This is a genomic window from Lysinibacillus sp. BPa_S21 (genome assembly GCF_023337795.1).
Classification (GTDB): Bacteria; Bacillota; Bacilli; order Bacillales_A; family Planococcaceae; genus Lysinibacillus.
Genome location: NZ_JALIRS010000023.1, coordinates 11,748 through 37,914, shown reverse-complemented (window position 1 = coordinate 37,914; position 26,167 = coordinate 11,748). Strand labels below are relative to the sequence as shown.

General features: G+C 36.6%; 26 protein-coding genes. 19 read left to right on the top strand and 7 right to left on the bottom strand.

Features of this window, described 5'->3' with window-relative positions:
• The 6 genes from MOK21_RS23035 to MOK21_RS23010 form a co-directional block, all read left to right on the top strand.
• Nucleotides 1-226: hypothetical protein (locus MOK21_RS23035; RefSeq protein ID WP_249076272.1), on the top strand; the 226-nt coding region annotated here is incomplete at its 5' end.
• Nucleotides 227-421: 195 nt separating this feature from the next.
• Entirely contained in the window at nucleotides 422-841 is a 420-nt protein-coding gene (gene mntR / locus MOK21_RS23030) for a transcriptional regulator MntR (protein ID WP_249076271.1), read from the top strand.
• 96 nt (nucleotides 842-937) lie between these two features.
• The gene (locus MOK21_RS23025) at nucleotides 938-1,795 is read left to right on the top strand and encodes a CvfB family protein (protein ID WP_249076269.1); all 858 of its coding nucleotides are present in this window, start codon (nucleotides 938-940) and stop codon (nucleotides 1,793-1,795) included.
• A 164-nt stretch (nucleotides 1,796-1,959) separates the two neighbouring features.
• On the top strand, nucleotides 1,960-2,874 hold the full coding sequence (locus tag MOK21_RS23020; RefSeq protein ID WP_249076267.1) for a DUF1002 domain-containing protein: 915 nt from the start codon (nucleotides 1,960-1,962) through the stop codon (nucleotides 2,872-2,874).
• A gap of 147 nt (nucleotides 2,875-3,021) precedes the next feature.
• Nucleotides 3,022-3,303: a GNAT family N-acetyltransferase gene (locus MOK21_RS23015; protein WP_249076265.1), complete on the top strand. Its 282-nt coding sequence runs from the start codon at nucleotides 3,022-3,024 to the stop codon at nucleotides 3,301-3,303.
• Nucleotides 3,304-3,761: 458 nt separating this feature from the next.
• A complete protein-coding gene (locus tag MOK21_RS23010) occupies nucleotides 3,762-4,070 on the top strand; it encodes a hypothetical protein (protein ID WP_249076264.1) in 309 nt (102 codons plus the stop codon).
• A gap of 200 nt (nucleotides 4,071-4,270) precedes the next feature.
• On the opposite strand, the gene scpC is transcribed toward MOK21_RS23010, so the two are convergent.
• Both scpC and MOK21_RS23000 read right to left on the bottom strand, forming a co-directional pair.
• Complete coding sequence (scpC, locus tag MOK21_RS23005) at nucleotides 4,271-5,791, bottom strand: succinyl-CoA:acetate CoA-transferase ScpC (protein WP_249076263.1); 1,521 nt, start codon at nucleotides 5,789-5,791, stop codon at nucleotides 4,271-4,273.
• 460 nt (nucleotides 5,792-6,251) lie between these two features.
• Nucleotides 6,252-6,902 (bottom strand): LytTR family DNA-binding domain-containing protein, encoded by a 651-nt coding sequence (locus MOK21_RS23000; RefSeq protein WP_049663393.1) that lies wholly within the window; start codon nucleotides 6,900-6,902, stop codon nucleotides 6,252-6,254.
• Between the two features lie 503 nt (nucleotides 6,903-7,405).
• Between MOK21_RS23000 and MOK21_RS22995 the strand changes: the two genes are divergently transcribed.
• From MOK21_RS22995 to MOK21_RS22980, 4 genes are all read left to right on the top strand, one after another.
• Complete coding sequence (locus tag MOK21_RS22995) at nucleotides 7,406-8,200, top strand: helix-turn-helix transcriptional regulator (RefSeq protein ID WP_249076262.1); 795 nt, start codon at nucleotides 7,406-7,408, stop codon at nucleotides 8,198-8,200.
• Between the two features lie 267 nt (nucleotides 8,201-8,467).
• Entirely contained in the window at nucleotides 8,468-9,223 is a 756-nt protein-coding gene (gene yidC, locus MOK21_RS22990; protein ID WP_249076261.1) for a membrane protein insertase YidC, read from the top strand.
• A gap of 63 nt (nucleotides 9,224-9,286) precedes the next feature.
• Entirely contained in the window at nucleotides 9,287-9,535 is a 249-nt protein-coding gene (locus MOK21_RS22985) for a hypothetical protein (RefSeq protein ID WP_249076260.1), read from the top strand.
• A gap of 300 nt (nucleotides 9,536-9,835) precedes the next feature.
• Nucleotides 9,836-10,612 (top strand): M15 family metallopeptidase, encoded by a 777-nt coding sequence (locus MOK21_RS22980; protein ID WP_249076259.1) that lies wholly within the window; start codon nucleotides 9,836-9,838, stop codon nucleotides 10,610-10,612.
• Nucleotides 10,613-10,667: 55 nt separating this feature from the next.
• On the opposite strand, the gene cls is transcribed toward MOK21_RS22980, so the two are convergent.
• The 3 genes from cls to MOK21_RS22965 form a co-directional block, all read right to left on the bottom strand.
• Nucleotides 10,668-12,125 (bottom strand): cardiolipin synthase, encoded by a 1,458-nt coding sequence (cls, locus tag MOK21_RS22975; RefSeq protein WP_249076258.1) that lies wholly within the window; start codon nucleotides 12,123-12,125, stop codon nucleotides 10,668-10,670.
• A 172-nt stretch (nucleotides 12,126-12,297) separates the two neighbouring features.
• The gene (locus tag MOK21_RS22970; RefSeq protein WP_249076257.1) at nucleotides 12,298-13,089 is read right to left on the bottom strand and encodes a YwqG family protein; all 792 of its coding nucleotides are present in this window, start codon (nucleotides 13,087-13,089) and stop codon (nucleotides 12,298-12,300) included.
• Between the two features lie 98 nt (nucleotides 13,090-13,187).
• Nucleotides 13,188-14,348 carry an MFS transporter gene (locus tag MOK21_RS22965; protein WP_249076256.1) on the bottom strand — a complete coding sequence of 387 codons (1,161 nt, stop codon included), beginning with the start codon at nucleotides 14,346-14,348 and terminating at the stop codon, nucleotides 13,188-13,190.
• Between the two features lie 696 nt (nucleotides 14,349-15,044).
• Between MOK21_RS22965 and MOK21_RS22960 the strand changes: the two genes are divergently transcribed.
• Nucleotides 15,045-15,182: an Lmo0850 family protein gene (locus MOK21_RS22960; RefSeq protein ID WP_166672133.1), complete on the top strand. Its 138-nt coding sequence runs from the start codon at nucleotides 15,045-15,047 to the stop codon at nucleotides 15,180-15,182.
• Nucleotides 15,183-15,245: 63 nt separating this feature from the next.
• On the opposite strand, the gene MOK21_RS22955 is transcribed toward MOK21_RS22960, so the two are convergent.
• On the bottom strand, nucleotides 15,246-16,430 hold the full coding sequence (locus MOK21_RS22955) for an FtsW/RodA/SpoVE family cell cycle protein (RefSeq protein WP_249076255.1): 1,185 nt from the start codon (nucleotides 16,428-16,430) through the stop codon (nucleotides 15,246-15,248).
• 392 nt (nucleotides 16,431-16,822) lie between these two features.
• Between MOK21_RS22955 and MOK21_RS22950 the strand changes: the two genes are divergently transcribed.
• The 8 genes from MOK21_RS22950 to MOK21_RS23850 all read left to right on the top strand — a co-directional run bounded on the left by MOK21_RS22950 (nucleotide 16,823) and on the right by MOK21_RS23850 (nucleotide 25,415).
• The gene (locus MOK21_RS22950; protein WP_249076254.1) at nucleotides 16,823-17,575 is read left to right on the top strand and encodes a hypothetical protein; all 753 of its coding nucleotides are present in this window, start codon (nucleotides 16,823-16,825) and stop codon (nucleotides 17,573-17,575) included.
• 266 nt (nucleotides 17,576-17,841) lie between these two features.
• On the top strand, nucleotides 17,842-18,921 hold the full coding sequence (locus MOK21_RS22945; RefSeq protein ID WP_249076253.1) for a D-alanine--D-alanine ligase: 1,080 nt from the start codon (nucleotides 17,842-17,844) through the stop codon (nucleotides 18,919-18,921).
• An 11-nt stretch (nucleotides 18,922-18,932) separates the two neighbouring features.
• Nucleotides 18,933-20,300, top strand: coding sequence for a UDP-N-acetylmuramoyl-tripeptide--D-alanyl-D-alanine ligase (locus MOK21_RS22940; RefSeq protein WP_249076252.1), 1,368 nt, complete (start codon nucleotides 18,933-18,935; stop codon nucleotides 20,298-20,300).
• 85 nt (nucleotides 20,301-20,385) lie between these two features.
• Nucleotides 20,386-21,078 carry an alpha/beta hydrolase gene (locus MOK21_RS22935; RefSeq protein ID WP_249076251.1) on the top strand — a complete coding sequence of 231 codons (693 nt, stop codon included), beginning with the start codon at nucleotides 20,386-20,388 and terminating at the stop codon, nucleotides 21,076-21,078.
• A gap of 351 nt (nucleotides 21,079-21,429) precedes the next feature.
• On the top strand, nucleotides 21,430-22,953 hold the full coding sequence (gene cshA, locus MOK21_RS22930) for a degradosome RNA helicase CshA (RefSeq protein ID WP_249076250.1): 1,524 nt from the start codon (nucleotides 21,430-21,432) through the stop codon (nucleotides 22,951-22,953).
• 232 nt (nucleotides 22,954-23,185) lie between these two features.
• Nucleotides 23,186-23,665 carry a PH domain-containing protein gene (locus MOK21_RS22925; protein ID WP_249076249.1) on the top strand — a complete coding sequence of 160 codons (480 nt, stop codon included), beginning with the start codon at nucleotides 23,186-23,188 and terminating at the stop codon, nucleotides 23,663-23,665.
• Complete coding sequence (locus MOK21_RS22920) at nucleotides 23,658-25,124, top strand: PH domain-containing protein (RefSeq protein ID WP_249076248.1); 1,467 nt, start codon at nucleotides 23,658-23,660, stop codon at nucleotides 25,122-25,124. Before MOK21_RS22925 ends, MOK21_RS22920 begins: the two co-directional genes overlap by 8 nt.
• 162 nt (nucleotides 25,125-25,286) lie before the next feature.
• Nucleotides 25,287-25,415 carry a hypothetical protein gene (locus MOK21_RS23850; RefSeq protein WP_283164877.1) on the top strand — a complete coding sequence of 43 codons (129 nt, stop codon included), beginning with the start codon at nucleotides 25,287-25,289 and terminating at the stop codon, nucleotides 25,413-25,415.
• Nucleotides 25,416-25,545: 130 nt separating this feature from the next.
• Here the strand turns inward: MOK21_RS23850 and MOK21_RS22915 are convergent, their stop codons facing one another.
• Entirely contained in the window at nucleotides 25,546-26,166 is a 621-nt protein-coding gene (locus MOK21_RS22915) for a rhomboid family intramembrane serine protease (RefSeq protein WP_249076247.1), read from the bottom strand.
• Nucleotide 26,167: the final 1 nt, after the last annotated feature.

The window sequence follows — 26,167 nt, the reverse complement described above, 5'->3', positions numbered from 1 at the left end:
TTTTATCTGCGCGAAAGCGAAGCGACAGCAGCAAATGTTTTCTGTAGCGAAAGCGAAGCGTCAGCTACAAATGTTTTATCTGCGCGAAAGCGAAGCGACAGCAGCAAATGTTTTCTGTAGCGAAAGCGAAGCGTCAGCTACAAATGTTTTATCTGTGCGAAAGCGAAGCGGCAGCAACAACAAAACGCCCAGTCGAAACGGAAATCAACCCCTCATTTTGCCGTGAAGCCTTACTCTTATTTAAAATGATACCTTAATTTCATCGGCACAAATTTTCCAACTAAAGGGGAGCCAACATATGAAGTTGGCTCTTTTTAGGTTGCGCACGTATTGTTTTTCTGGCATATGTATTTTCAGTTAACTTTTAAGGCAAGCTTGTAGTAAACTAGAGAGTAAGAAAAGGAAAGAGAGGGAATAAGATATGCCAACACCTAGTATGGAGGACCATATCGAACAAATATATTTATTAATCACTAATAAAGGATACGCTCGTGTGTCTGACATTGCTGAAGCATTATCTGTTCTTCCTTCTTCTGTTACAAAAATGGTTCAAAAATTAGATAAAGATGGTTATTTAGTTTATGAAAAATACCGTGGCCTTACATTGACGCCTAAAGGAGAAAAGCTAGGAAAACGTCTTGTACAGCGTCATGAACTTCTAGAGCAATTTTTGCGAATCATTGGTGTAGATGAAGAGCGAATTTACAATGATGTAGAAGGAATTGAACATCATTTAAGTTGGAATTCAATCGATCGAATTGCGGATCTTGTGCAGGTAATGGAAGAAAATCCGGACATCGCGAAAAAACTAGAGGCATTGAAAACACATCATAACTTTTAACTTCTTCAGCAGATATAGCATCAGCTAACAGAAGTTACAACCTCCGGCGGATAAGTTTTTTTGCCAAAATGATGGTAAGAGGGAAAGGAAGACAATATGAACGAATTAAAATCAGGTGAAGTTGTTACGTTAACTGTATTAGAGCAACAAGCATCGAAATGGATCTTAACAAATGGAGTTGACGAACTACCCTTAAATGCTTCAGAGGTAACAGAGCCACTTGCAGTAGGTGACCGCCTTGAAGTATTTTTATTTGTGGATCGTCGTGGCGATTTAGCGGCTACAACAGCTATACCATCGTTCGTGCAAGGGGAATATGGTTGGGCTCGAGTTCTAAGAGTAGTCGAGCGTGAAGGAGTTTTTGTAGATATCGGTACCTCACGCGAGGTCCTCATAAAAGCTGAAGATTTACCTGCGATAAACGAGCTTTGGCCAGCGCCAGGTGACCATTTATTTATGACATTACGCACAGATCGCAATGGTGATTTATTTGGACGTTTAGTCAATGAGGAAAAAATTTCCGAATTGTATGAAGGTGCATTTGAAGATATGCACAATAAAAACATTACGGCTCGTCCATATCGTTTATTACCTGTAGGAACATTTTTATTAGGCGTAGAGACTCCTTACCGTATCTTTGTTCATGAGTCAGAGCGAAATGCAGAACCTCGTCTTGGGCAAGACGTAGTTGTACGTATTATTGATGTAAAAGAAGATGGTTCAATGAATGGTTCACTTTTACCACGTAAGCATGAGCGTATTTCAGGTGATGCACAAAAGATTTTAAATTATCTACAAGAGGTAGGGGGCAGAATGCCATTTGGAGATAAGTCCTCACCTGATGAAGTTCAAGAGATGTTTAACATGAGTAAAGGTGCATTTAAACGAGCTTTAGGTACGCTTATGAAAGCTGGTAAAGTGAAACAGCAGGACGGTTGGACAGAGGAAATTTAGTGTAGAAAACATTCTTCTAACTAATATAGAGTGAACGAATTAAAAAAATGACGAGAGCTACTTGAAACCTTCTCGTCTTTTTTTCGTACTAATTAATGTTTAGTAATGGATTGGCAAACATTATTCAGGCCGATTGAGTTTTCTAACGAAAGGGGTCACACAATTTGAAAAAAACATGGATAAAAGTACTGACAGCGACTATGTTAGTATTTGGCATGATGGCACCAGCAACAGGTTTCGCAGCTGATAATACGCCACCTAAAGCAATCGATGAAAAACTAGGAGTTCCAATCGTCGTATACGGTGCAAACTTATCTGAGGCTGAAAAAGCGTCTGTTAAAGAGTCATTAAAAGTGAAAGAAGAGCCTGAAGTTGAAGAAATAACAGTTTCAGGTCAAGACTTAGTAAAATATATTAAAGATAGTAATTCAAGCTCTCGTATGTACTCTTCTGCCAAAATTACGCGTAAGAATGCAGGAGAGGGCTTAGTTATAGAAATTGTTACACCTTCAAATATTACACAGGTTACTTCTGAAATGTATGCAAATGCTATGTTAACTGCAGGTATTGAAGATGCGACAGTACAGGTTGCTGCGCCTAAAGCAGTAACAGGTCATTCAGCGCTTGTAGGAATATACAAAGCATACGAAGTAACAACAGGTGAAAAGCTTGATACTGATCGTACAGATGTTGCAAATGACGAACTATCTGTAGCAACTACTCTAACGCAATCTGCAGGTGTAGACGATGCGAAGGTTGCGGAATTACTAACAGAAATCAAAAAACAAATAGCAGAATCAAAACCAGCAACTCGAGAAGATGTTGAAAAGATTGTGCAAGAGCAATTAAACAAGCTTGAAATTAATTTAAGTGATAAAGATCGTCAATTGCTAGTTGATTTGATGAACAAAATTAGTAAACTAGACATTGATTTTAGTAAATGGTCTAAACAATTAGATGATATTAGTAGTACGATTAAAGAAAAATTTGGATCACTAATGGAAGATACAGGATTCTGGGCGAGTGTGAAAAATTTCTTTGTTAATCTAAAGGATACAATTGCATCATGGTTTAATTAATTCAAAGAATCTGCAACACTTTCTCCTAACTTACTAGAGGAAAGTGGGCAGATTCTTTTATTTTTTCTTGGCTGTTTTATTAAGCTACCGCCAGCTTTGTAAAAATGTAAAAAGCTATGTTACTATGAAAAAAAGGAGTGGTGAGAAATGGAATTTCAATTACAACAGCTAGCACAAAATAAGCTTGCTTTTGTCTATAAGCAAGACGGGGAAAAATTAGCGGAAATTACATGGCAGCAAAAGGGTCAAGTAATGGTAATGGATCACACATATGTTTCAGATAAGCTCCGTGGTCAAGGGGTAGCAAAAAAACTGTTAGATCATGCTGCAGCTTATGCACGTGAGAAAGGTTATAACATGCAAGCTGTTTGTTCGTATGTAGTAGCAGCATTTGAAAAATCTAATGCTTATGATGATGTCAAACAATAAAAGTAAGGCAATCTGCTTTTTAGATAAGCGGATTGCCTTTCAATTTTTACAAATCATCGACAATACTCCTTACAGTAAAATAACACTGTAAATTAGTGCTGTTAAGAGGGCTGCTCCACCTATTAACGAAGCCATATCTACCCAATCATATACTGAGTCTAGATTGTTCATAATAATCACTCTCCTGTTAGTAGTATTAATTCATTAATTCCCTTTGCTTGTCTTTTATAATCATAAATATTTACAAAAATATCGCGATTTACAAAAAATGTTTATGGCCATTAGTTTATGTCTCAGAAAAGATAGACTTAGTTTATAAATAGAGGCTAAGTGTTACTAGATGAATTCTCTATTTTATATATATGCTGTAACGTATATAAAAATTATGTTTAGTCCTCTGAAAATAGGGAAAAGATATATTGTAAAGCCGGTTTCTATAATTTTGGGAGGGATTTAAAATGGCAAAAAGTAAAGGAACAGGTGTTGTGATTGCAGGGTTAGCTTTAGCGGCATCTTATTTAAGTAAAAAAGAAAATCGTGAAAAAGCATTGAACATGTTCAATGATGCGAAATCTAAATTAGCATCTTATTTGAATACAACGAATATGGAGATGCATGAAAACATTTCAGAGCGTATAACTACTGAAGTAGCGACAGAAGCCGGAACATCTCCAACAAAGATAGCTTCCAATGAAATGGTTGCTGAAGGTGGAGGACATACAGGGATCAATTACTTCAATGGAGAAATTCAGGAACAAGATAAATAATTAATAAAACCTTCTCATTTTTACATGAGAAGGTCTTTTTAATAGTTGCTAATACTAATAATACAGTTCCAAGCCCGCTGACAATACCTAGAGGGATATAGGCTTGTTAGCAGTCATAGAGTCTATTTAAAGTGAATTTTACCCCAAAAAGAACGCCTCATAAGGTTTTAAACCTATGAGGCGTTCCTAAATGATGAAAATTAAGCTTTAGCAACTTCTTTTTTCATTGTTTTGTTTTTAGCAAGATTTACGTGCCAAGAAAGTGCTTCCTCTAAAATATGAGGTGTTTGATGGCCGCCAGTTGCTTCTAGAGCACGGTTATAGTAATCCCAAAGTTGTTCTTTGTAATCTGGGTGTGCACAGTTCTCGATAATTAAAGGTACACGCTCTTGTGGTGCAAGACCACGTAAGTCAGCAATACCTTGCTCAGTTACGATTACATCAACATCATGTTCAGTGTGGTCTACGTGAGAAACCATTGGCACGATTGAAGAGATAGCGCCGCCTTTTGCGTATGATTTCGTAACGAAAATACCTAGACGTGCGTTACGTGCAAAGTCACCTGAACCACCGATACCGTTCATCATACGAGTACCAGATACGTGTGTTGAGTTTACGTTGCCATAGATATCTAATTCAAGAGCAGTGTTGATTGAGATTAGACCCAAACGACGGATAAGCTCTGGGTGGTTAGAAATTTCTTGTGGACGTAAGCAAATTTTATCAGCGTATTTCTCTAGATTGCCATATACTTTTTTCTGTAATTCTTCAGTCAGTGTAATTGAAGTAGCTGCTGCAAATTTAACTTTACCAGCATCAATTAAGTTGAATACAGCATCTTGAAGTACTTCAGAAGCAACAACTAAATCTTCAAATTCTGAATTTGCGAAGCCGTCAAGTACAGCGTTTGCAACAGAACCTACACCAGATTGTAATGGCATTAATTGTTTTGTTAAGCGACCAGCTTTAATTTCATCTCTGAAGAAGTCTAATAAAATGTTCGCCATTGTTTGTGTTTCTTCATCTGGTGGAACGATTAATGAAGGCGCATCTGGCTCTTCAGAAATAACGATCGCTTTAATTTTAGCTGGATCTACTTTAATACCGATGTCACCAATACGTTGCATAGCATCAGTCATTGGGATTGCTTCACGTTGACCTTGCTCACCTGGTACATAGATATCGTGGATACCTACTAAAGCTTCAGGATGAGAGATATTTAATTCGACAATAATATTTTCAGCGTAATCAGCGAAGATTGGTGAGTTACCTACAGAGTTTGTTGGGATAATGAACCCATCTTCTGTAATAGCAACAGCTTCAAGGATTAAATATTTGATTGGTCCGATAATTCCTTGACGAACTAATTCAGCGTTATGTGAAAGATGAGCGTCTACATAAAGGACATCACCAGTGTTAATTAAATTACGGATTGTTGCATCTCCTTGGAACGGCCCACGTTTGCGGATAACACCAGCGTCAGCTAAGTATTTATCTACTTCAGGTCCTAAAGAAGCTCCTGTATATACATCAATTTTGAATTTTTCGTTTTTAGCTCGCTCTACTAAAGCCATAGGAACAACTTTTGCGTCCCCCGCACGAGTGAATCCACTCATACCAACTACATCACCGTCAGAAATCAGTGCTGCAGCTTCTTCAGCAGTAACAATTTTACTTTCAAGTTCTTTTAAGCCTAGGCGTTTTTGAACAATTGCATCCATTAAAAAATCCTCCCCTAAAAAAGTTTGATGGAAACCGATTACAAAACTAGAAAAAACGTGTAAGAATTTTCTGTTTATTCAGTTGTAGTATGACTCCAACCATTTGAATAATACTATCACCAAATTGTCACAATTACTTTAGAAATAGCATTAAATTGAGTAAAACTAGGAAAAACGAGCATAAAAACGAATTTTCGACAGAGAAAACGTTTTAATGTAGAGGTGTATTATTTTTAGAGAATTTCCCTTTTGGAAATTCAACCATATAATGTGAGGTTGATTTCCGCTCCGGCTGAACGCTCTATCGCTGATCCTAGGGCTCGCTCTGACTCTACTCCAATCAACTTAATCACATGGGTATATGTTTTAAAGCAGTGTTATCTCTAACTTTTGATGAAGTGCATGTAAATCAATAAAAAAGACAGCGAACATTTAGAATGCTCGCTGTACTTATAAAAGATTAGAAACCTAAAGAACGACGGAAGTAGCTTGCGTAGCGTTGGCTAACAGGAATACGAGTACCGTCTTTCATGATTAATAAAAACGTTGAATGTGAATCTGGTTGAATTTCATCAATGTAGTCAATGTTAACAATATAAGAGCGGTGACAACGTATAAATGAGTCAGGTGCTAAAAATAGCTCAAGATCACTTAGATTTAAGCGGTGATATCCTTCACGACTCATTGTTTTAACAAATGTTTTTCGGAGCTGTGTTTCAAGATAAATAACCTGATCATGCTTGATTGGGTACCAGCAGTCATCAATTTTGATGGTAATGTAGTTCGTTAAAAATGCGGATGGCTTTTGTGGGAAGATTGCAGTGATTGCACCCTTAGTTTCGCCTTCCTCCATTAAAGGAATACTCATGCCGTAGTAAGCTACTCCAAATACATCAGGCTCAATATAAGAGCTAATCTTTTGTCCGTAGTTTAACGCTTTATGAGCTGCAGAGCCTTCTTTAATCGGGTCACCTGGTTTGATTTTCAAATCAACTTTTTTGCTCGCTTGGTAGTACAAGTATTCGTTTGTATCGGAAATTGCAATGGAAGTATTCTCAGGGAAAAACTCCTTAATAATCTCCATAATTTCTTCTATTTGTTTTGGATCCACTATTAACACCTCGTCTAAACTTTTAAAAATAGTATTATCATCTATTTTACTACATATTCGTATAAATTATATAGAGAAGATTTCGGAATAAAAAAGAGAAATGTCGAATGATGAAATATAAAGATGCAAATTACATTACATAATTTGTAACAAATTTTAAATAATTACTAATTCATTTTGATAGGTATATGGTAAAATCTAAATATAGGTAATTAAGTTTACGAGGTTTCTACTATGTGCATATGATAAATTAGAACTAGTGTAGGAGACAAAATGTGGTTGAAAGGAAATCGCAAAATATGGTAAAATTAACGGTATAGTCTATTTTTTTTTGTAACTAGTGATTTAGTTGGGTTACTTTCAAGTTATATTCAATTATATAATTGTGAAATATGACTCAATTCTTACAATTAGTAAGGAAATACTATTTTCTTATATGAAATAGATTTTTGTCAGAAAATGTAAAAGCAATGCGTGCAATCTGAGGAAAGATGGGGAAGATTATGCAACTACATCAACATTCTATGTCAGAAACGATATCCAAAAGATACTTTCAAGAAATCGATAGTATTAACCAATACATCGGTATAGAGGAATTTTTTAATATTGAGTCGAAATTAATATTTGAGATCTATCATTTAGAATCTACAAAGGCTAAGAAATCTTTGCATGAATTAATTGATATTCTTTCAATACGTTTTGGCAAACAAGTCATTAAAATTGTTCGAAGTTATTTTTCTGTTTTGTCGTCAATTGTTGCTCGTAAACTGCTAGACAATCAAGTTCCTTCGAAGAAAGCATTTGCTTTTAACATTGCTTGTCATGATATGATTGAAAATCAAATGAAAGACGCTGAATTTTTACAATTCGCTGATGATTTAATTGATTTCTTTGTTTATTTTATCGCAGATCGTAAGCAACCGACTTTCCGTCACCAGACAGTTAATAAAGTAATTATGTTTATAAATGATGAATTGGAAAATGACTTAACAGTGGAAAGCATCGCAAATAACTTCCATATTAGTACTAGTCACTTATCGCGTATTTTTAGAGAACATGTTGGTATTACATTAGTTGAATATCTAAATGTTCGTCGGGTAGAAGAATCACAGTACTACCTTAGACACACTAATAAAAGTATTACTTCTATTTCAGATCAATTCCATTTCTGTAACCAAAGCTATTTTACCCGCATCTTTAAAAAATATACTGGGGTAACGCCCAAACATTTCCGAGACGAGCTACATCATGAGTTTTATCGTTTTGAGATGACGGAATCAGAGCTGCAAAACGTTTAACTTATTTCAGCGGGTGTGCAAATATCCGCTGAAAAATAAGAACAACTTTGTACAAGAACAAAGCTGTTTCTGAACGTAATTATGCTGAGGCATAATTGAGTGACAAAAGTACACTTAGTATAAGATTAATCAATAGATGCGGACGTATTAGCGATGCTAAAGCTCGTATCTTTTTTTATGATGGAATTAGTAGCACTTGCTATTTGATAAAAATAGACCCAATAATGTATACTTCATTTTAGTTGATAAATTATAGTAGGTGGAAAAATGAAAAATTTGAAGCTATTTTCAATGCTTGGACTTGTCGTTTTTGTTCTTAGTGGCTGTCAAGCTGTGCAAAACAAAGAAGGTTTTTTCTATAGTATCTTTGTAAAACCAATGGAATTTTTACTGGAATTTTTCGGTAATACAATGTTTTCAGGTAGCTATGGTTTAGCAATCATCGCTATTACGGTTCTTATTCGTTTAATTTTAATGCCGATTATGTTAAAAAATTATCGTTCGCAACAAAAGATGAAAATGAAAATGGATGCGTTTAAGCCTGAAATGGAAGCCGTTCAGAAAAAGATGAAAGAAGCAAAGACGAAAGAAGAGCAAATGCAGTATCAACAAGAAATGATGGCATTATATCAAAAACATGGTATCAATCCACTCAATATGGGCTGTTTACCAATGTTAATTCAAATGCCAATTATCATGGGTCTTTATTTCTCCATTTTATATTCTACAGATGTGAAAGCGCATGAGTTTTTATGGTTTAGCTTAGGTTCACCTGATATCGCTATGACAGTTGTAGCTGGTCTTGTTTATTTAGTTCAGGCACGTGTATCTTTATGGACGGTACCAGAGCAACAAAAAGCACAAATGAAAATGTTTATTTATATTTCACCAATTATGATTGTCTTTATCTCGATGTCATCTATGGCAGCTCTACCACTTTACTGGTCAGTCAGCGGTGCATTGTTGATTATTCAAACATATATCGGTCGAAAATTCTATTCGGAGCATCCGGAAAAAGTGTAAATTCATACAATAATTTATGTCGAGGCGCCTATGTAGCCTCGATTTTTTTAGGAGGACAGCAAGATGAACATAAAGTGGGTATCATCTATTCTAGTCGCGGTTTTAAGTATTGCGGCAATCGTATTTATTATCATGGGTAATTTTAATTTTGCGGTATTGGCAATGACGATTATGTTTGCCGTATCGAATGGTTTTAGAGCAAAAAGCTTTAAGGAGCAAGGTTATATAAAAGAGGCGAAATGGATGAAGTACATGGCAATCTTTTTCTCAATTGCTTCTATAGTTGTGTTTATTATTGTTCTCACAGACTAACAAGCTAGTGATCAATTATGCCTCGGCATAATAGCGTCCGGAATCGACTTTGTGTTTAGGCCTGTGTGCGAAAGCGCAGCGACTGGTACAGGTGTTTGGAAACCCGCTGAAAGAAGTTTAAAAATCATTGGTGAAAACTTACACCCTAAATTGTGAACAGTGATAAAATGAGACTATACCAATATAGTAAAAACTAGTATCGGTACTTATTGAAGGATTGTTCTTTCTGTAATCGATTTAATTCTTCGACAGAGGAGCCAACTATGTAGTGCCAGATAACTTTAAAAGGGGTAAAAAATAGTGAAAAAGAAACGTTTACCACTCATCCTTGGTGCTTTAATTTCAGTGGCGCTTATTGCAGCTATTTTTGTAGTTTATAACTATAAAAATAAACAGGTAAGTAATGCATCAGATGAACATGAACAACAAACAGCAGAACCAACTAAAAAAGAATCACCTGAAAAAGAAGAGCCGAAAAAAACAGTGGATCATCCTGTGAAGCCAGAGCAAAAGACAGATGCAAATGGCTATATACCAAATCAAACATTACCAACTGAGCCAACATATATTAATGGTATTTTATTAGCGAATAAAATATATCCGCTACCATCTACCTTTGCGCCTGAAGAAAATCCTGAGGCACGCCAAGCGCTAAACAAAATGTTTGCTGTAGCAAAACAAGACGGTTTTGATTTAGTAGCCTTTAGCGGCTATCGATCTTTTGAATACCAAACAACATTATATAATAACTATGCTAAACGTGATGGACAAGCTGCGGCTGATCGCTATAGTGCTCGACCAGGTTATTCAGAGCATCAAACAGGTCTAGCCTTTGATATAGGGGAGAAAGGTAAAGATAATTTATGGCTAACTGAAGAATTCGGTGAAACACCAGCAGGACAATGGTTATTTACACACGCCCAAGACTATGGTTTTATTTTACGATTCCCCAAAAATAAAGAAGACATCACAGGTTATATGTATGAGTCATGGCATTACCGTTATGTTGGTGTAGACATAGCAAAAGATATTAAAAAACAAAATATAACGCTAGAAGAATATTTAGGTGTGAAATAAAAAGGGAAGAGAGTTGTTCGTCATGATGAACTAGCTCTCTTCCTTTCTCTGTATTCTACAAAATAGGTGTTAATAAACGTGAAATTGATTCCTTAAATTTAATCAGTGTAGAACGATTTTTGTACATTTCCCATGTTAATTCAGTACAATCAAAAATATCCTTTTCAAATAGCTCAGCAAGTCGATGTGAAATCGTTGAGTCATAAATAAAGGCATTTACTTCAAAATTTAAACTGAAACTTCGTACGTCAAGGTTTGCAGTTCCGACTGTAGATGCTTCATCGTCAATAATAATTGCTTTAGCGTGAATAAAGCCTTTCTCATAAATATAAACTTTTGCTCCTGCACGCAATAATTGTCCTACGTATGAGTATGTAGCCCAATAAACAAACATATGATCAGGCTTATTTGGAATCATGATCCTCACATCAATGCCTGAAAGCGTCGCAATTTTAATCGCATCTAAAAAACTAACATCTGGTATGAAATATGGCGTTTGGATATAGATATATTTTTTCGCCATATTAATAAGCTTTAAATAACCAATTTTAATTTGTTCCCAGTCAGAGTCAGGTCCGCTTGACACGATTTGTAAGCCTACATCGCCTTTTTTCGGGATAGCAGGGAAGTAACGGTCTGAATAACCCATTTTCTGATGTTCGCAAGCTTGATTCCAATCAAGTAAAAAGCGTGTTTGTAATGGATGTACGGCACTACCTTCAATACGTAAATGTGTATCTCTCCAATAGCCGAACTTCTTTTGTAGACCAAGGTATTCATCGCCGACATTAAAGCCACCGATATAACCAATACGGCCATCAATCACAACAATTTTTCGGTGATTTCTAAAATTTAGACGGGGGTTTATAAGTGGTAAAGTGGATGGGAAAAATACTTCAATTTCACCACCTGCATGAAGCAATTCCTTGAAATGACGTTTCTTAACGTTACGTGAGCCCATTTCATCATATAAAATACGTACCTTAACCCCTTGTTTTGCTTTTTTAATAAGTTTAGTAACAATGCGTGTTCCTAAGTCGTCTAGACGGAAAATATAATATTGAATGTGAATATGATCTTTTGCTGCCTCTATATCTTTTAGAAGCTGCTCAAATTTATCTGCACCATCATCAAAAATATCAATGTGGTTGTCTTGTGTTAGTACGGCATTATTTGTTTTAAGATGCATATAAATCATTTCTTTATACTGTTCCGCATTTTCTATACGAAACTCGAACGTATCGTCTCGGATTGCTTCTGTCTGATAGCTAATGAGGTTATCGATACCAATATCTTTGCGTCCTTCCCAACGGAATAAATGTTTTCTCCTTAATTGTCGTCCGAATAGCAAGTATAAAATAAACCCACCTAATGGAATGAAAAATAGTACGAGAATCCATGCCCATGTAGAAGTGGCATCTTTACGCTCTAAAAAAATTATGACCATTGCTGCTAAAATATTTACAAACATAATTAATGGCACTAGATATCCAACATCTGTAAAAACACTCATTCCTACACCTGCCTTTACTATATTTTCGCAATATATCTAGTATAGCTTACTTTATATGTGGAAAGAAGATAAGAAATTTGTCTTAAGCATGGAAAAGGATTACCTCCAAAACTAAAACGAGGTAATCCAACATCAATTTCGCTTTGTTACATTTATCGAATGAAGATAAAGATTAATAATGCTCCCATTGAAACAAAATATCAGAGAAATCCCTTTGAAGAAGCTTTTCACGGTTAATAAAAAATTTCCCAACTCCACTATCTGCCCACATAATACCAATTTCATCATTAGAGTCGATTTGGAGTAATAATACATCATATCGTTTAAGGAGCTGCGATTCGTGACGTATATCCTCCTCTAAAAAATAGGGATAACCACCAATTTTAGCTCCTGCCCCTAAGAAGTGTTGGAGATAAATCTCCAGTAAATCAACATCTTCTGTTGAAGGAATTAAATTTGGTAAATAAGATACGGCGCGATAATCTAAAGCAGAAACAGGTTCTTGTATCGGTTGAAATTGCAATGCTAACTCTTGATGAATAGGGAACCGATCATCTACTGTTTGTGCTAAAAACTCCTGTTTAGGCATTGTCGCCTCATCATTTACGGTAGGATAAAATCGTATTTTATAAAATTGCTGGAAAATATCCTCGTGATAATGATCAGCATTTACGAAAATATTAGACGAAATAAAAAATTGCAGCATCCCCTGAGATGGGAAATCCTTTAATGGTGGCATTTCTGCAAAGTTAATTTGAGCTAACAGCCGCATAGGCTCACCTGTAATATCTTTCGGATAAGTTTGGTAATAGGGTAAATAAGGTTCTCCAGCAAATTTACTTTCTGTTACTGTAGTTGAACGTGTATATGGCGTGATAATCATTGCTGAACGTAGTGAATCTTCGATGTCAAATCGAAATGATTCTAGCTCTTTTGGAAGTAAAAGATTTGTTGTTTTGTTCATATAGAGCCCTCCAGTATTTCGCTTTAAGGAGTCTAATATCCCTTGATGTGATCTATATTCTTTCATTTACTATTAAGGTACGGCTTTTTATCAACAAATTATTCAAGTCGTAAAGATTTATTTGATGCTTTAAAAATAAATAGTAAAGTTATTGAAACGACGGCTATTGCTGATGAAGTATAATAGCCCAAACTAGATTGCATTGTAAATAGCCATGTGAAGAATAGCGGTCCTAGAATGCGACCTAGGTTATCCATTGAATAGGAAAGACCTGCAGCAGTCCCATATTGTCCACCAGATTCTTTAGTTGAAAGGGATACGACACATGTTCTCGCAAGTGCATTTCCCGCTGTAAAAACACAAAGGGCAAAGCCTGCCATCAATAAGTTAGCTGTTAAAGTAAATAACAGCATACCTATAGCTGTGACAATTTGTGCACCTATTAACCAAGTCGTCTCGCTGCCGTTTTTAATACGTCTAACCACACCACCTTGAATAGCTGCATCTACAAATCCACTAAACATAAACAAATAACCAATTTGTAATGGTGTAATTTGAATTCGATCAATTTGAAATAGCTGGAACGTTGCTTCTACTCCTGCCAGCATAAAAGTGACTAAAAATGAGAACATAAATAAATATCGCACACGATACTGTAGCATTTTGATTGCACCCTTTGGCACAATAGCGCGTTTATTCGTATCTTTTCGTTTTGTAGGTTCTTTTAAAACGAAACTTGCATAAATAAATAATAGTGCAATTAGTGTTGCAGAAGCGACAAATGGTAGTTGCAGGCTATAGTGTCCGAGCATGCCTCCAATTGCAGGTCCGAAAATAAAACCGAGCCCGATGGACATGCCCATGAAGCCCATATACTTATTACGATCCTCCTCACTCGACATATCTCCTACAAAGCCTGTCACAGCCGTGTATAGTGCACCCGAAAATAGACCACCCACAACACGTGAGAAGTACAACATGGCTAAATTATTTATAAATAAGGAGAAAATAACAAAGCTTAAGCTAAAACCAACTAGGCCTATTAATATAAGTTGCTTACGACCTACCTTATCGGATAGCATCCCCCAAAATGGCGCAGTGAAAAAACTTGCAAGCGAATATACTGTAAGTAGGCCGCCTACGTGTATATCACGCCAATTTTGTTGAACTACAACCTCGGGTAAGACAGGTATTATAATTCCAAATCCTAGGTAGACAAGGAATTGAACAGACATTAGTAATAAAATTGCCCTTTTCATACAGTACCCTGCTTTCATACGATATTTTAGTATGTATATTCTACCTCTCTTGTTATTGTTATTACAAGAAGACGGAAGATAAAACAGCATAAGTGCTCGTTGTTCATTACTAAAAGTAGGGAATGACATTTGATAAATGTTTGCCAAGGTATATTGTTTAGGGCGGAGGCTGGACGTTTTCTAACAGTAATAGAGAAACGAGGCTGAAAACGATGTATAAAAAAAGGCGGACTGTTAATAATGGGATTAGGTCGATACGGCTTTAAAGTAACTAAAAGGACTCATTCCATTTTTAATTTTTGTATCGATTGTCGCATAGAGTATTAAATTATCTCTGGGGTATACTACTAGAGGGTATATCGATATTAAGAGTGGTAAAAAGGTTTATAAGGATGACATTTAAGGTTGATTGGTGTACTGGGTGACTCCTTGGGGATCAGCGTCACAGATGAGACCCTGCAGCGAAGCGGCAGCTACAAAGCGCGCAGTAGGAACGCAAATCCACTCGCTTTGAATATAAGTTGGTAAATAGTTAAGAAGAGGAAAAATTTACATTGTAACAAAAATGAAAAATTTTAAAGCAGCGTTAAATGGTATGATAGATATAACTCGTCAGACATCATACGCATGAAAAAAATGAAACTTTTTTGGTAATTAAACGTTATATAAATTCGAGGAAAGATTGAGGTGGAATGTATGAAAAAAGAAGTAGATTTGAAAAAGATTGTTTCGAATTTATCTAAGTTGGGTGTAACAGCCACTGTAACAAAGTCTCGACTTGAACTTTTAAAAGTGCTCACACCACCAACGCAAACTCCGCAAGTTCAAGCTTAACTCGTTTTACAAATAAAAATGGGTAGTCTCGTAATTGAGACTACCCATTTTTTATATCCATAATTAATCATCATCGTGAGTTGTAAACATGTACGTCCGATAGTGGAAACGCATACTGAAAACAAGACCAAGTGCTAGCGAGTTCCCCATCAATGAACTTCCTCCATAACTGATAAACGGTAGGGGGATACCAGTAATAGGTAAAAGTTGGATAGTCATACCGATATTTTCAAGTACGTGGAATGTAATCATTGCAATAATCCCGGCACATACATAAGTTGAGTATGGATCCTTTAATAATAGTGTAGTTTTTGTTAAATGATAGATTAATAAAAAGAAAATACAAATAACGATACTAGCGCCAATAAAACCCCATTCTTCTCCGATTACTGTGAAAATAAAGTCGGTATGATTTTCGGCAACGTAAACTTCACGACCGCGGAAACCTTTTCCGAAAATTTCACCTGAACCAATAGCATTTAAGGACGTAATTAAATGGTATCCTTCACTAGAAGAATATGAATATGGATCTAACCAAGAATAGATTCGCGCAAACTGATACGATTTAAAGCCAAATGATTTCTCTAAAAAACTCTGCATATAGAGTGCCATCCATAAAAGAGAACCACCTACTATAGCACCACCTAAAAAAGTTGGTACAATAATTTTCCATGATACACCTGCTACAATGACAATAGCAGCTGTAATGGCAAAGAATACTAATGCTGAACCGAGGTCAGGCTGCTTCATAATAAGAGCTAAAGGTAGTAACAGTGTAGCACCGATTTTTCCTAGCAATATAAAGTCCGTTTTTATTGATCTAAAAGAATGAACTTCGTTGTGCTTACTAATAAGACGAGCAAGTGCTAGAATGTAAAAAGTTTTCATAAACTCAGAGGGTTGAATATTCCCTAGCGGTGTTTTAAACCAACTTTTTGCACCATTAATACGTTCACCGATTTGTCCTGGTCCTTCTGGCATGAAGATAAGCAGTACTAATAGGACGATTCCAGCACCGTACATATACCAAGACATTTTTTTATATTGATCAGGTTCAAAAAACATAACTATTCCAATAATGACCGAGCAAATGACGTACCATCGCAATTGTAAAGGAACATAGTTAATGCCATACTGACCTGATGTTTGCGCCGACGCAATGGCTAACAAACTTATGACTAGGAAGGTTAAGAGTATAAAAGCGAGCGTCCAGTCAAAACGATTCGCGAAATTTCGTTTATTTTCCATACAAGCCACCTAAATTAATATAGTATCTCTTCATGAGTAAAATTGATTCAAATTAATTCCAATTCAATATGCTACCAAATATATTTAAAAGGACTCTCCTCCATAGGTCAAGAAGTAAATTTCGATGCCGATGAAAGGGTATTAACGAGGAGGCTTGATGTTTTTCTTTCAGTTTAGATTCCTCGCGCATATTTGAAAAAAATGAATAGAATTATATTTTTAAAAATTTGTTCATTCCGAGTGGTTAAAAACAGATGTGCAATAGCATCTTTATCATTCATATTATACCGTAAAAAACATTTTTACGCCTGTGAATATTGTTATGACGATTATTAGCTTAAAATGTTTCAAAAATTCATGTTTAGTTTTATAATGTAGTGAAGAATGGGGTGATGGTTGTGGCTAAAAAATTGAAGTCAGCTGAAGATTTTATGTATCATATTTATGTTCATATGAATGATGTCGATAAATTTGTTATTTTTAGCGGGCTTAAATTCTCGCAATTTGTGGCTGCGCTTGAACCACTGCATCACTTACTGTTATTGAAACATTCCTATGAAGATGGTTCCTTTAATATGCATACACAGTTTGATTATATACCAGAAGAGGAAGTAACGCAGTTTGTCAAGAAAGCTACTGAATCCAAAGAATTGTGTTGGATAGACTTTATGGATGAGAAGAGGCTAGACCAACTAACACCGATGGAACAAGGAGAATTGCTTTATATAAGTCATAAAAAGGAACCGATTACTTCACCATTTTTTAATAAATTGCAAAATCGATTTGTCTATTACTCTTCAGATTTAGAAAAAATGACTAAAATTTATTTCCGTCATTTAAGTGATTCCGATTTACTGATTGCGAATGTTTTGAACAGTTTTATTCGCGAAAAGGAACGGAGCACTGGTTTTTGGCGACGGAAAGTGAAAACGAGTATCCCATCTATTTCACCAGAATTTTTACGTGCTTATCGTTCCTTTGCTAAAGATGGAGCACTGTTATCACTGTATCGAATCGAGAAGCCTAAAGAAGCTTACGGTATCGAAATTCGCAATCTGTCAGAGTATTCTTTTCCTGACGAAGTATGGGATGATTTAAATACAATTTTGAAAACTGAGCACGATGAATTGATTTATATTATTTAACTTGCAGGCTAAGTACAAAGCTATTCCTGATGCAATTATGCCTAGGCATAATTGATCTATTCATTTGTACGTAGAATGACTATACATTAAATCTCACCGTCAAAATTACGGTGAGATTTTTATCGTCATTCAGTAATTGTGTTACGAAAGTAATAAATGTTTTCTATAGTAACAGTGACAATTACGCCAAGAAGAAATTGATGTCATTTGTCAAGACGTTTCGTGATAAACTAATAGTACTCAAGAAGTATGTGGAGGGCACAAAAATGAAAAAAAGAATCGGTTTATTATACGGTGGAAAGTCAGCAGAGCATGAGGTGTCATTATCGACAGCACGTGCAGTCACTGAAGCTTTGAATTTCGAGGAGTATGAAGTATATCCGATTTTCATTACACTTGATGGAGAATGGCGCAGCGGTGATCGACTAAATAAACCTGCGAGTACAATTGAAGAGTTACAATTTGGTGATGATACCACTATTTTAGAAAATAATATTACGGATTTTTTAATTGATAAGGATGGTAATTCTGTACAATTCGATGTAATTTTCCCATTACTTCATGGTACTAATGGTGAAGATGGAACTGTTCAAGGTTTACTTGAAGTTCTTAATTTACCGTATGTAGGTAATGGTGTGTTAGCATCAGCAACTGGTATGGATAAAGTAATCATGAAGCAATTATTTGAAATTGCTGGCTTACCGCAAGTACCGTATACTTACTTCATTCGTAGCGAATGGGCTAATGAACGGGAGGCGATCCTTGCTCGTTGTGAAGAAAAATTAGGTTGGCCGATGTTTGTGAAACCTGCTAACTTGGGATCTAGTGTCGGAATTAGCAAGGCAACAAATCGCGATGAATTAGTGAAGGCCATCGAAATAGCCTTACAGTATGATCGTAAAATTGTCATTGAGGAAGGTATTGTGGCTCGTGAAATTGAACTAGCTGTACTAGGAAATGACTTACCGGAAGTTTCTGTACCTGGTGAAATTAAACCAGTAACTGAGTTCTATGATTATGACTCTAAATATAAAGATGGTACAACAGCCCTTATTATTCCAGCAGAGCTTCCTGTGGACACGGTATCAAGCTTACAGGAGTTAGCAAAGCGTGCGTTTAAAGCTATTGATGGAAGCGGTTTAGTTCGTGCGGACTTTTTTGTGACGGCCGATAACAGCATTTATATTAACGAAGTGAATACAATGCCAGGTTTTACACCAGTCAGCATGTATCCTCTTTTATGGCAGCATACAAATGTAAGCTACCCAGAGCTTATTAATCGTCTGATTACACTAGCAATTGAGCGTTTTGAAGAAAAACAACAGCTTCACTATAAAAAAGACTGAGTGGGATTATTGTGAAAAAAACATTAAAGCAGTTAGCTACATGGTTAAATGATGATGTGCCAGCTTTTGGTGATACAGTCGTATCAGGAATTTCGATTGATACACGTACAATTCAACAAGGGGACCTATTTGTACCGTTTCGTGGTGAGAAGGCCAATGGACATAAATTTGTTCTGCAGGCCTTTGAAAAAGGAGCAGGTGCTTCTCTATGGCAGAAAGATGAACCAAATCCACCACAAGGTGTACCATTGCTCTTTGTAGATGATCCAGAATTGGCGCTGCAGCAAATGGCGCGTGCCTATCGCAGTGAACATAAAGCAAAGTTTATTGGTATTACTGGTTCAAATGGTAAAACATCGACGAAAGATATTTTAGCAGGAACGTTAACACCATTTTTTAAAGTACAAAAGACAATTGGGAATTTTAATAATGAACTAGGCTTACCTATTACGGTTTTACAGCTAGATGAAGATACTGATGTTGCTGTACTTGAAATGGGGATGAGTGGTTTTGGCGAAATAGAATTTTTAACGAAACTTGCTCGTCCACATATGACGGTGATTACAAACATTGGCGAGGCTCATATGCAAGATTTAGGCTCACGTGCGGGAATCGCTAAAGCCAAGTTTGAAATAATTCAAGGAATGCAGCCAGATGGAGTGCTATTTTATGATGGAGACGAACCGCTACTTCAAGAGCTAGTTGCGAAAGAGCATCAGTTAAATGCAGTGGCATTTGGCTTAGAGCAGGGCAATCTATTGTATGCAAACAATATTGAAGCAACTGCTGAGGGAAGTAGTTTCTCTACACATGGTGTGATTGAAGGAGATTTCTTTATTTCCGTTCTAGGGAAGCATCAGGTTAAAAATACATTAGTTGCCATGTTAATTTCTCAAAAGCTAGGTTTAAACGATGACCAAATTCGTGCATCCTTAAAACAAGTAGCTCTTACGGATATGCGCATGCAACAAGTGAATGGATCAAATAGGGCTTTGTTTATAAATGATGCCTACAATGCTGCACCAACCTCTGTAAAGGCGGCTATTCAATTTATAGCTTCGACAACGATTCGCCCAGAAAAATGGCTTGTGTTAGGTGATATGCTGGAGCTAGGACCAAATGAAAAGGATTTCCATGAAGATTTATCGAAGTATATTCATGCAGAAGAAATCGCTTATGTTTGTTTGTTTGGCCCACGAATGGCTTATTTGAATGAAGTCTTAAAAGAGCGTTTTGATGAAGAGCATTTGCTATATGTAGAGGATGATTATACGCCAATTATCGAAAAACTACAGCAAGCTAACGAGGAGTCTATCGTTTTACTAAAAGGCTCTCGTGGTATGAAATTAGAAACAATCTTACGTGCATTCACGTCATAAAATGAAACAAGGAATCGGTGGGATACTCTCTCACCGATTCTTTAAATTCTTAATTTAAATGAGTTAACATTTAGAGGTGAAAATAATGTCAGTAGGCGTGTTATGTATACATGGATTTTCAGGCGGACCTTATGAAATAGAACCTTTTACTACCTATTTACGTACGCATACGAATTGGCTGATTGAAGAACCTACTTTGTCGGGGCATGGGGAGGAATTACAAATGCGTGGTTTCACCGCAAAGCATTGGTTAATGGATGCCGAGCTCGCTTTCCGTGGTCTGGCTAAAAAAGTAGATGAAGTAATAGTAGTTGGGTTTTCAATGGGTGGTATTATAGCGCTTTATTTAGCCAAACGTTATAAAGTGAAAAAGCTTGTATTACTAAGCGCTGCTGCCAAGTATGTGAGTCCGAAGCAACTGGTCAAAGACTTTAAAGTGCTTGCTACTGAAGCGTATCACCGTAATCTGTCTAATAATGAGTTGTATATACGTTATCGGCATAAGTTTAATCATGTGCCATTATCGTCAACGATAGAATTCATGAAGCTTGTTCGAATGGTGGAGCCGTATTATAAAGATATTAAAATTCCGGTGTATATTGTACAAGGGAAATTAGACGGAATAGTGCCCTATCACACGGCTCAATTTTTATATGATCAAGTAACCTCAAACGATAAAACTTTGTATATTTCTGATAATGGGAAGCATCATATATGTTATGGTGAAGATTGCTCTGAGTGGTTTTCTTACGTTTTGTCGTTTTTAAAGAGTGCGTAAAGTAGTCAGATAATTACGACTCATGCGTTATCGTTGCATACGTTTTAATCCCATGTTAGACTAGTGTAAGCAATGGATACATTTTGTGCGAAGACTCTTCATATTTGATTGAAGAGTACTTTTTTTTGAACACAACGGTTTTATTCTAAAGTGAATAATTACGACAGAATCAAACCGCTCGGTAAAGACCGGGCTTTCCTTTTCATATAAGAGAGCTCTATGTGACCATCATATAGAGAAAAATTTTAAGTAACGGAAACGTTCCAAAACACAGGCTCGAATTTGCCGACAACTTCATCTGAAAATGTAACCATTTGTCAACTTAAAAGGAAAAAAAGGAGATTGAGAAGTTTGACAAATTTTTCAGAATTAAATATTAGCGAATCTACATTACGCTCTGTAAAGCGTATGGGATTTGAAGAAGCAACACCAATCCAAGAAGGTACTATTCGTTTTGCAATTGAAGGCCGTGATGTATTAGGTCAAGCGCAAACAGGTACAGGTAAAACTGCCGCTTTCGGGATTCCACTTATCGAAAAAATTGATCCAAAAAACCCTAATATCCAAGCATTAGTAATTGCTCCAACTCGTGAATTAGCTATTCAAGTTTCTGAAGAGCTTTATAAAATTGGTTATGACAAACGTGTAAAATTATTATCTGTTTATGGTGGTCAGGAAATCGGCCGTCAAATTCGTGCACTGAAAAATAGACCACAAATTATCGTGGGTACGCCTGGCCGAATTATAGATCATATCAATCGTCGTACTTTAAAATTAGAAGACGTTCAAACATTAGTACTTGATGAAGCAGATGAAATGTTAAACATGGGCTTTATTGATGATATTAATTCCATCTTAGAAAACGTTCCAACTGAACGTCAAACATTACTGTTCTCAGCAACAATGCCACCAGCAATTCGTAAAATTGCAGAAACATTCATGCGTGATCCAGAAATCGTAAAAATTAAAGCTAAAGAATTAACAGTTGATAACATCGATCAATATTTTGTGAAGTCTGCTGAACGTGAAAAATTCGACATTTTATCTCGTTTATTAAACGTTCACCAACCAGAACTTGCTATCATCTTTGGGCGTACAAAACGCCGCGTAGATGAGCTTGCACAAGCGTTATCAATTCGTGGTTACCTTGCTGAAGGAATCCATGGTGATTTAAGCCAAGCGAAACGTATTTCTGTGTTACGACAATTTAAAGAAAATAAAATTGATATTCTTGTGGCAACAGATGTAGCTGCTCGTGGGCTTGATATTTCTGGTGTAACACATGTTTATAACTTCGATATTCCTCAAGATCCTGAATCTTATGTTCACCGTATTGGTCGTACAGGCCGTGCAGGTAAATCAGGTCTTGCGGTAACATTTGTAACACCTCGTGAAATGGGTTACTTACGTATTGTAGAAGAAACAACGAAAAAACGTATGACACCACTTCGCCCACCAACAAATGACGAAGCTTTAGTAGGTCAACAACGTCTAGCTGTGGAAACACTAGAAGGTCTAATTGCGAACAATAATTTAGGTGATTATCGTACACTTGCGACAGAATTACTTGAAAATCATGATGCAATCGATGTTGTAGCTGCTGCAATTCGTTCATTAACAAAAGAGCCAGATGATACTCCAGTAACAATTACTGAAGAACGTCCATTACCAATGCGTCGTGATCGTTCTGGCAATCGTGGCGGAGATCGTGGACGCGGCGGCAACCGTAACTTTAACGGACGTCGAGATGGCGGACGTGGCGGAGATCGTCGTGGTGGACGTGGCGGAGATCGTCGAGAGGGCGGACGCCGTGATGGAGGTCGCCGTGAAGGTGGACAAGGTCGTTCACGCGCACCACGTCGTCACGAAGACTAATTTTAACTTCATCAAATTGATTAAACCTTACAGTCCAAGTGGCTGTAAGGTTTTTTACGTCTTTCAGCAGGGGTCACTCAGATGAAACTACAACCTAGGTGAGATGAATGTCATGTCCTATGGCAAATTTTCTATGCGAAAGCTACAATTACCTCAGGAAGAAATTGATATAATTTGAAACAAAAAGATAACTAATTCCGTATACGTAGTTAAAGAAAGAGAGGGAAAGATTTTGAGAGCAGAACCAATGCATAAAATTTCGAGGAAAGGGTTAACCGTGTGGCGTTTATATGGTGTATTGCAAACCTTATTACTGTTGATTGTAGCGGCGTTTGCATGCTACGGTACTTATTATTTTGAATGGCCATCATTTATTTATTTCATTGCAGTTGCTGTAGTCATACTTAGTGCTGTCCTTTCTACTTATCTATTTCCAAAGATAAGATGGGAACGCTGGCGTTATGAAGTGCGTGATAATGAGATTGAGGTGCAACATGGTTTGTTTGTTGTTAAACGTACGCTCATTCCAATGGTACGCGTACAGCATGTTGATACGACGCAAGGGCCAATATTAAAAAAATATGGTTTAGGTAATATTTCAATATCTACAGCGGCAACTGTACATACAATTCCTGCACTTGTGATGGACGAAGCTGATGGACTTCGAGCACGTATTTCGGAATTAGCAAGGGTGGCGGAAGATGATGTCTAAGGAAATAAACCGTTTACACCCGATCTCGGCTATTATTACAAGTGCAAAAGCATTAAAAAGTTTGATTTTCCCGTTAGTTGTTATTATTTTCTCTAATGGTTTTCACATCTCCTTTAATTTCCATAGTGATAATTTTTGGCGAACAACTTTCTTATTCGGTATTTGGGGAGTGGGGGCTTTACTTGCACTTGTTAGTGGGATTGTTAAATGGCGCACCTTTGTATATTGGTTTGAAGATGGAGAATTGCGTGTAAAGTACGGTTTGTTCGTTAAAAAGAAGCGTTATATCCCATTTGACCGAATTCAGAGCTTAAATTACAATGAAGGTATTTTTCACCGATTGTTGGGCTTAGTAAAGGTTCAGGTTGAAACTGCGGGAAGTAAGGATAGAAAGCCTGAGGTTGAGTTAACGGCTATACGTAAGGCGGCGGCAGATGTCATCGAGCAGGAAATGCGTCGTGCAAAGAACCAAGTAACAGAACCGATGAATGATGAACAGTCGGAAATAGAGGAAGTATTAGTTCCAACTATTTATCATATGTCGATACGTGATTTGTTTATATTGGCTATAACTTCAGGTGGAATTGGGGTCGTTCTGTCCGGTATAGCAGCAATTGTCTCTCAGTTTTCGGATATAATACCGTATGAAGAAATATTTAATGAGTTAGCTGTCTTTGCGAAATTTGGTGCATTGTTAGTTGCACTAGCAGTGATAGTCAGTCTAATTGTGGCGTGGTTTGTGTCATTTGTTATCACACTAATCAATTATTATGAATATACAGTCCGAATTGAAGATGAAAAGCTTATTATTACAAAAGGGCTAATTGAGAAAAAACGAATTACTTTACCGTTAAATAGAATTCAGGCGATTCGTATTGTAGAGAATCCAGTGCGTCAATTATTTGGCTTTGCAACAGTTGTTGTTGAGAGTGCAGGAGGAAATGGTGGAGAAGGAAATGATAAAAAAATTACTCTGTTCCCACTTATTCAGACGCAAGAATGTTTGGAAACACTTGAGCAACTGTTTCCAGATATAAATTGGCGACCGGAATTTATCAATTCACCAAAACGTGCTCGTCCATTTTTTTACCGAATTGATTTTGTTTGGCTCATCCCTATAATAGGTGCATGTAGTTATTTCTTTTATCCATATGGGTTGCTTTCGTTATTATTCATTCCATTAACGATAGTAATTGGTATTTGGCAACATAAAACAGCTGGCTATATGATTGATGGAAAGCAATTAACAATGAAATATCGTGTATTCAGTCGTATTACACTTTTTATGGAGAAAAAACGTATACAATCTATTGGGACTACCCAAACGTATTTCCAAAAAAGAAAGAATGTTATGACTGTAAAAGCAACGGTAATGTCAGGCATGACTGGTATGACAGGGAATGTACCGAGCTTAGAGCAGCAAGATGCTGAAACAATATTATCTTGGTATGAACATTAAATGAAAGAACTTGGCTAATCCTCACAATTAATAGGGGATTAGCCTTTATTTAATGCCTCTGGCGGATGTCACGGAATGATGCCGAGGCATCATTGATGTGTAAGTGAATTTATTGGCATTGACGGATCGTTCAAGAGATACTTGTGAGAATGGATATCTTTCGTGGATGATGTGAAAACGGTAGAGGATACAGAGCGATTTGTAAGAGATGCGATGCAACAATATGCAGATAATAATGGCCTACAGGTAGGGATCTATTATGAGGGGAAGCTTGCGGGAGTAATTGGCTAACATCAAGTGAGGGACGTGTAAGAAATCGAAGTATGGTCGCGCTTTGAAATAACGAATTGCCTATCACTCTAGCATAAAAATAATAGAAGCAATCCACAATATAGCTTGAGGATTGCTTCTATTGTACCAATTACTTACCCGCCATCTTTTGTTTACGCCAGCTTAAAATTCTTTTTGGATGTAAGTAAACGAGTCCAAGAAGGAATCCTGCTACTAATCCGCCTAAGTGAGCATAGATATTAACATTTGGCTGTAGGAAAGTCATAATAACACTGATAACGATGATTGGCAAAATAAGTTTACGAAGCATAGGCATTGTTCGACGCGTATAGTAAACAAGCGCTCCGAAAGCACCGAAAATTCCAAATATAGCCCCGCTTGCACCAAGACTAACATAACTACTATCATTAAGAAGATAGGTTGCCATGTTGCCTACAATACCTGACAGTAAATAAATTGTAATAAATCGTGCCTTGCCAGCAATTTTTTCAAGCTCCGGTCCGAATAAATACAATGAAAACATATTAAAGAAAACATGCAAAAAGCCAGAATGTAAAAACATTGCAGATAAAACACGCCACCATTCACCGGCTTGTATAAGGAAGTTCGCTTGAACTCCGTAATTCAACACATTTTCTCCTACTCCAGGTAAAATAGATATTACATAAACAATTAAATTAAGCGCTATTAATGTTGAAACAATCGGATAATACTTTGTATATTGCTTAAAATTTTCTGTTCTACTAAACATA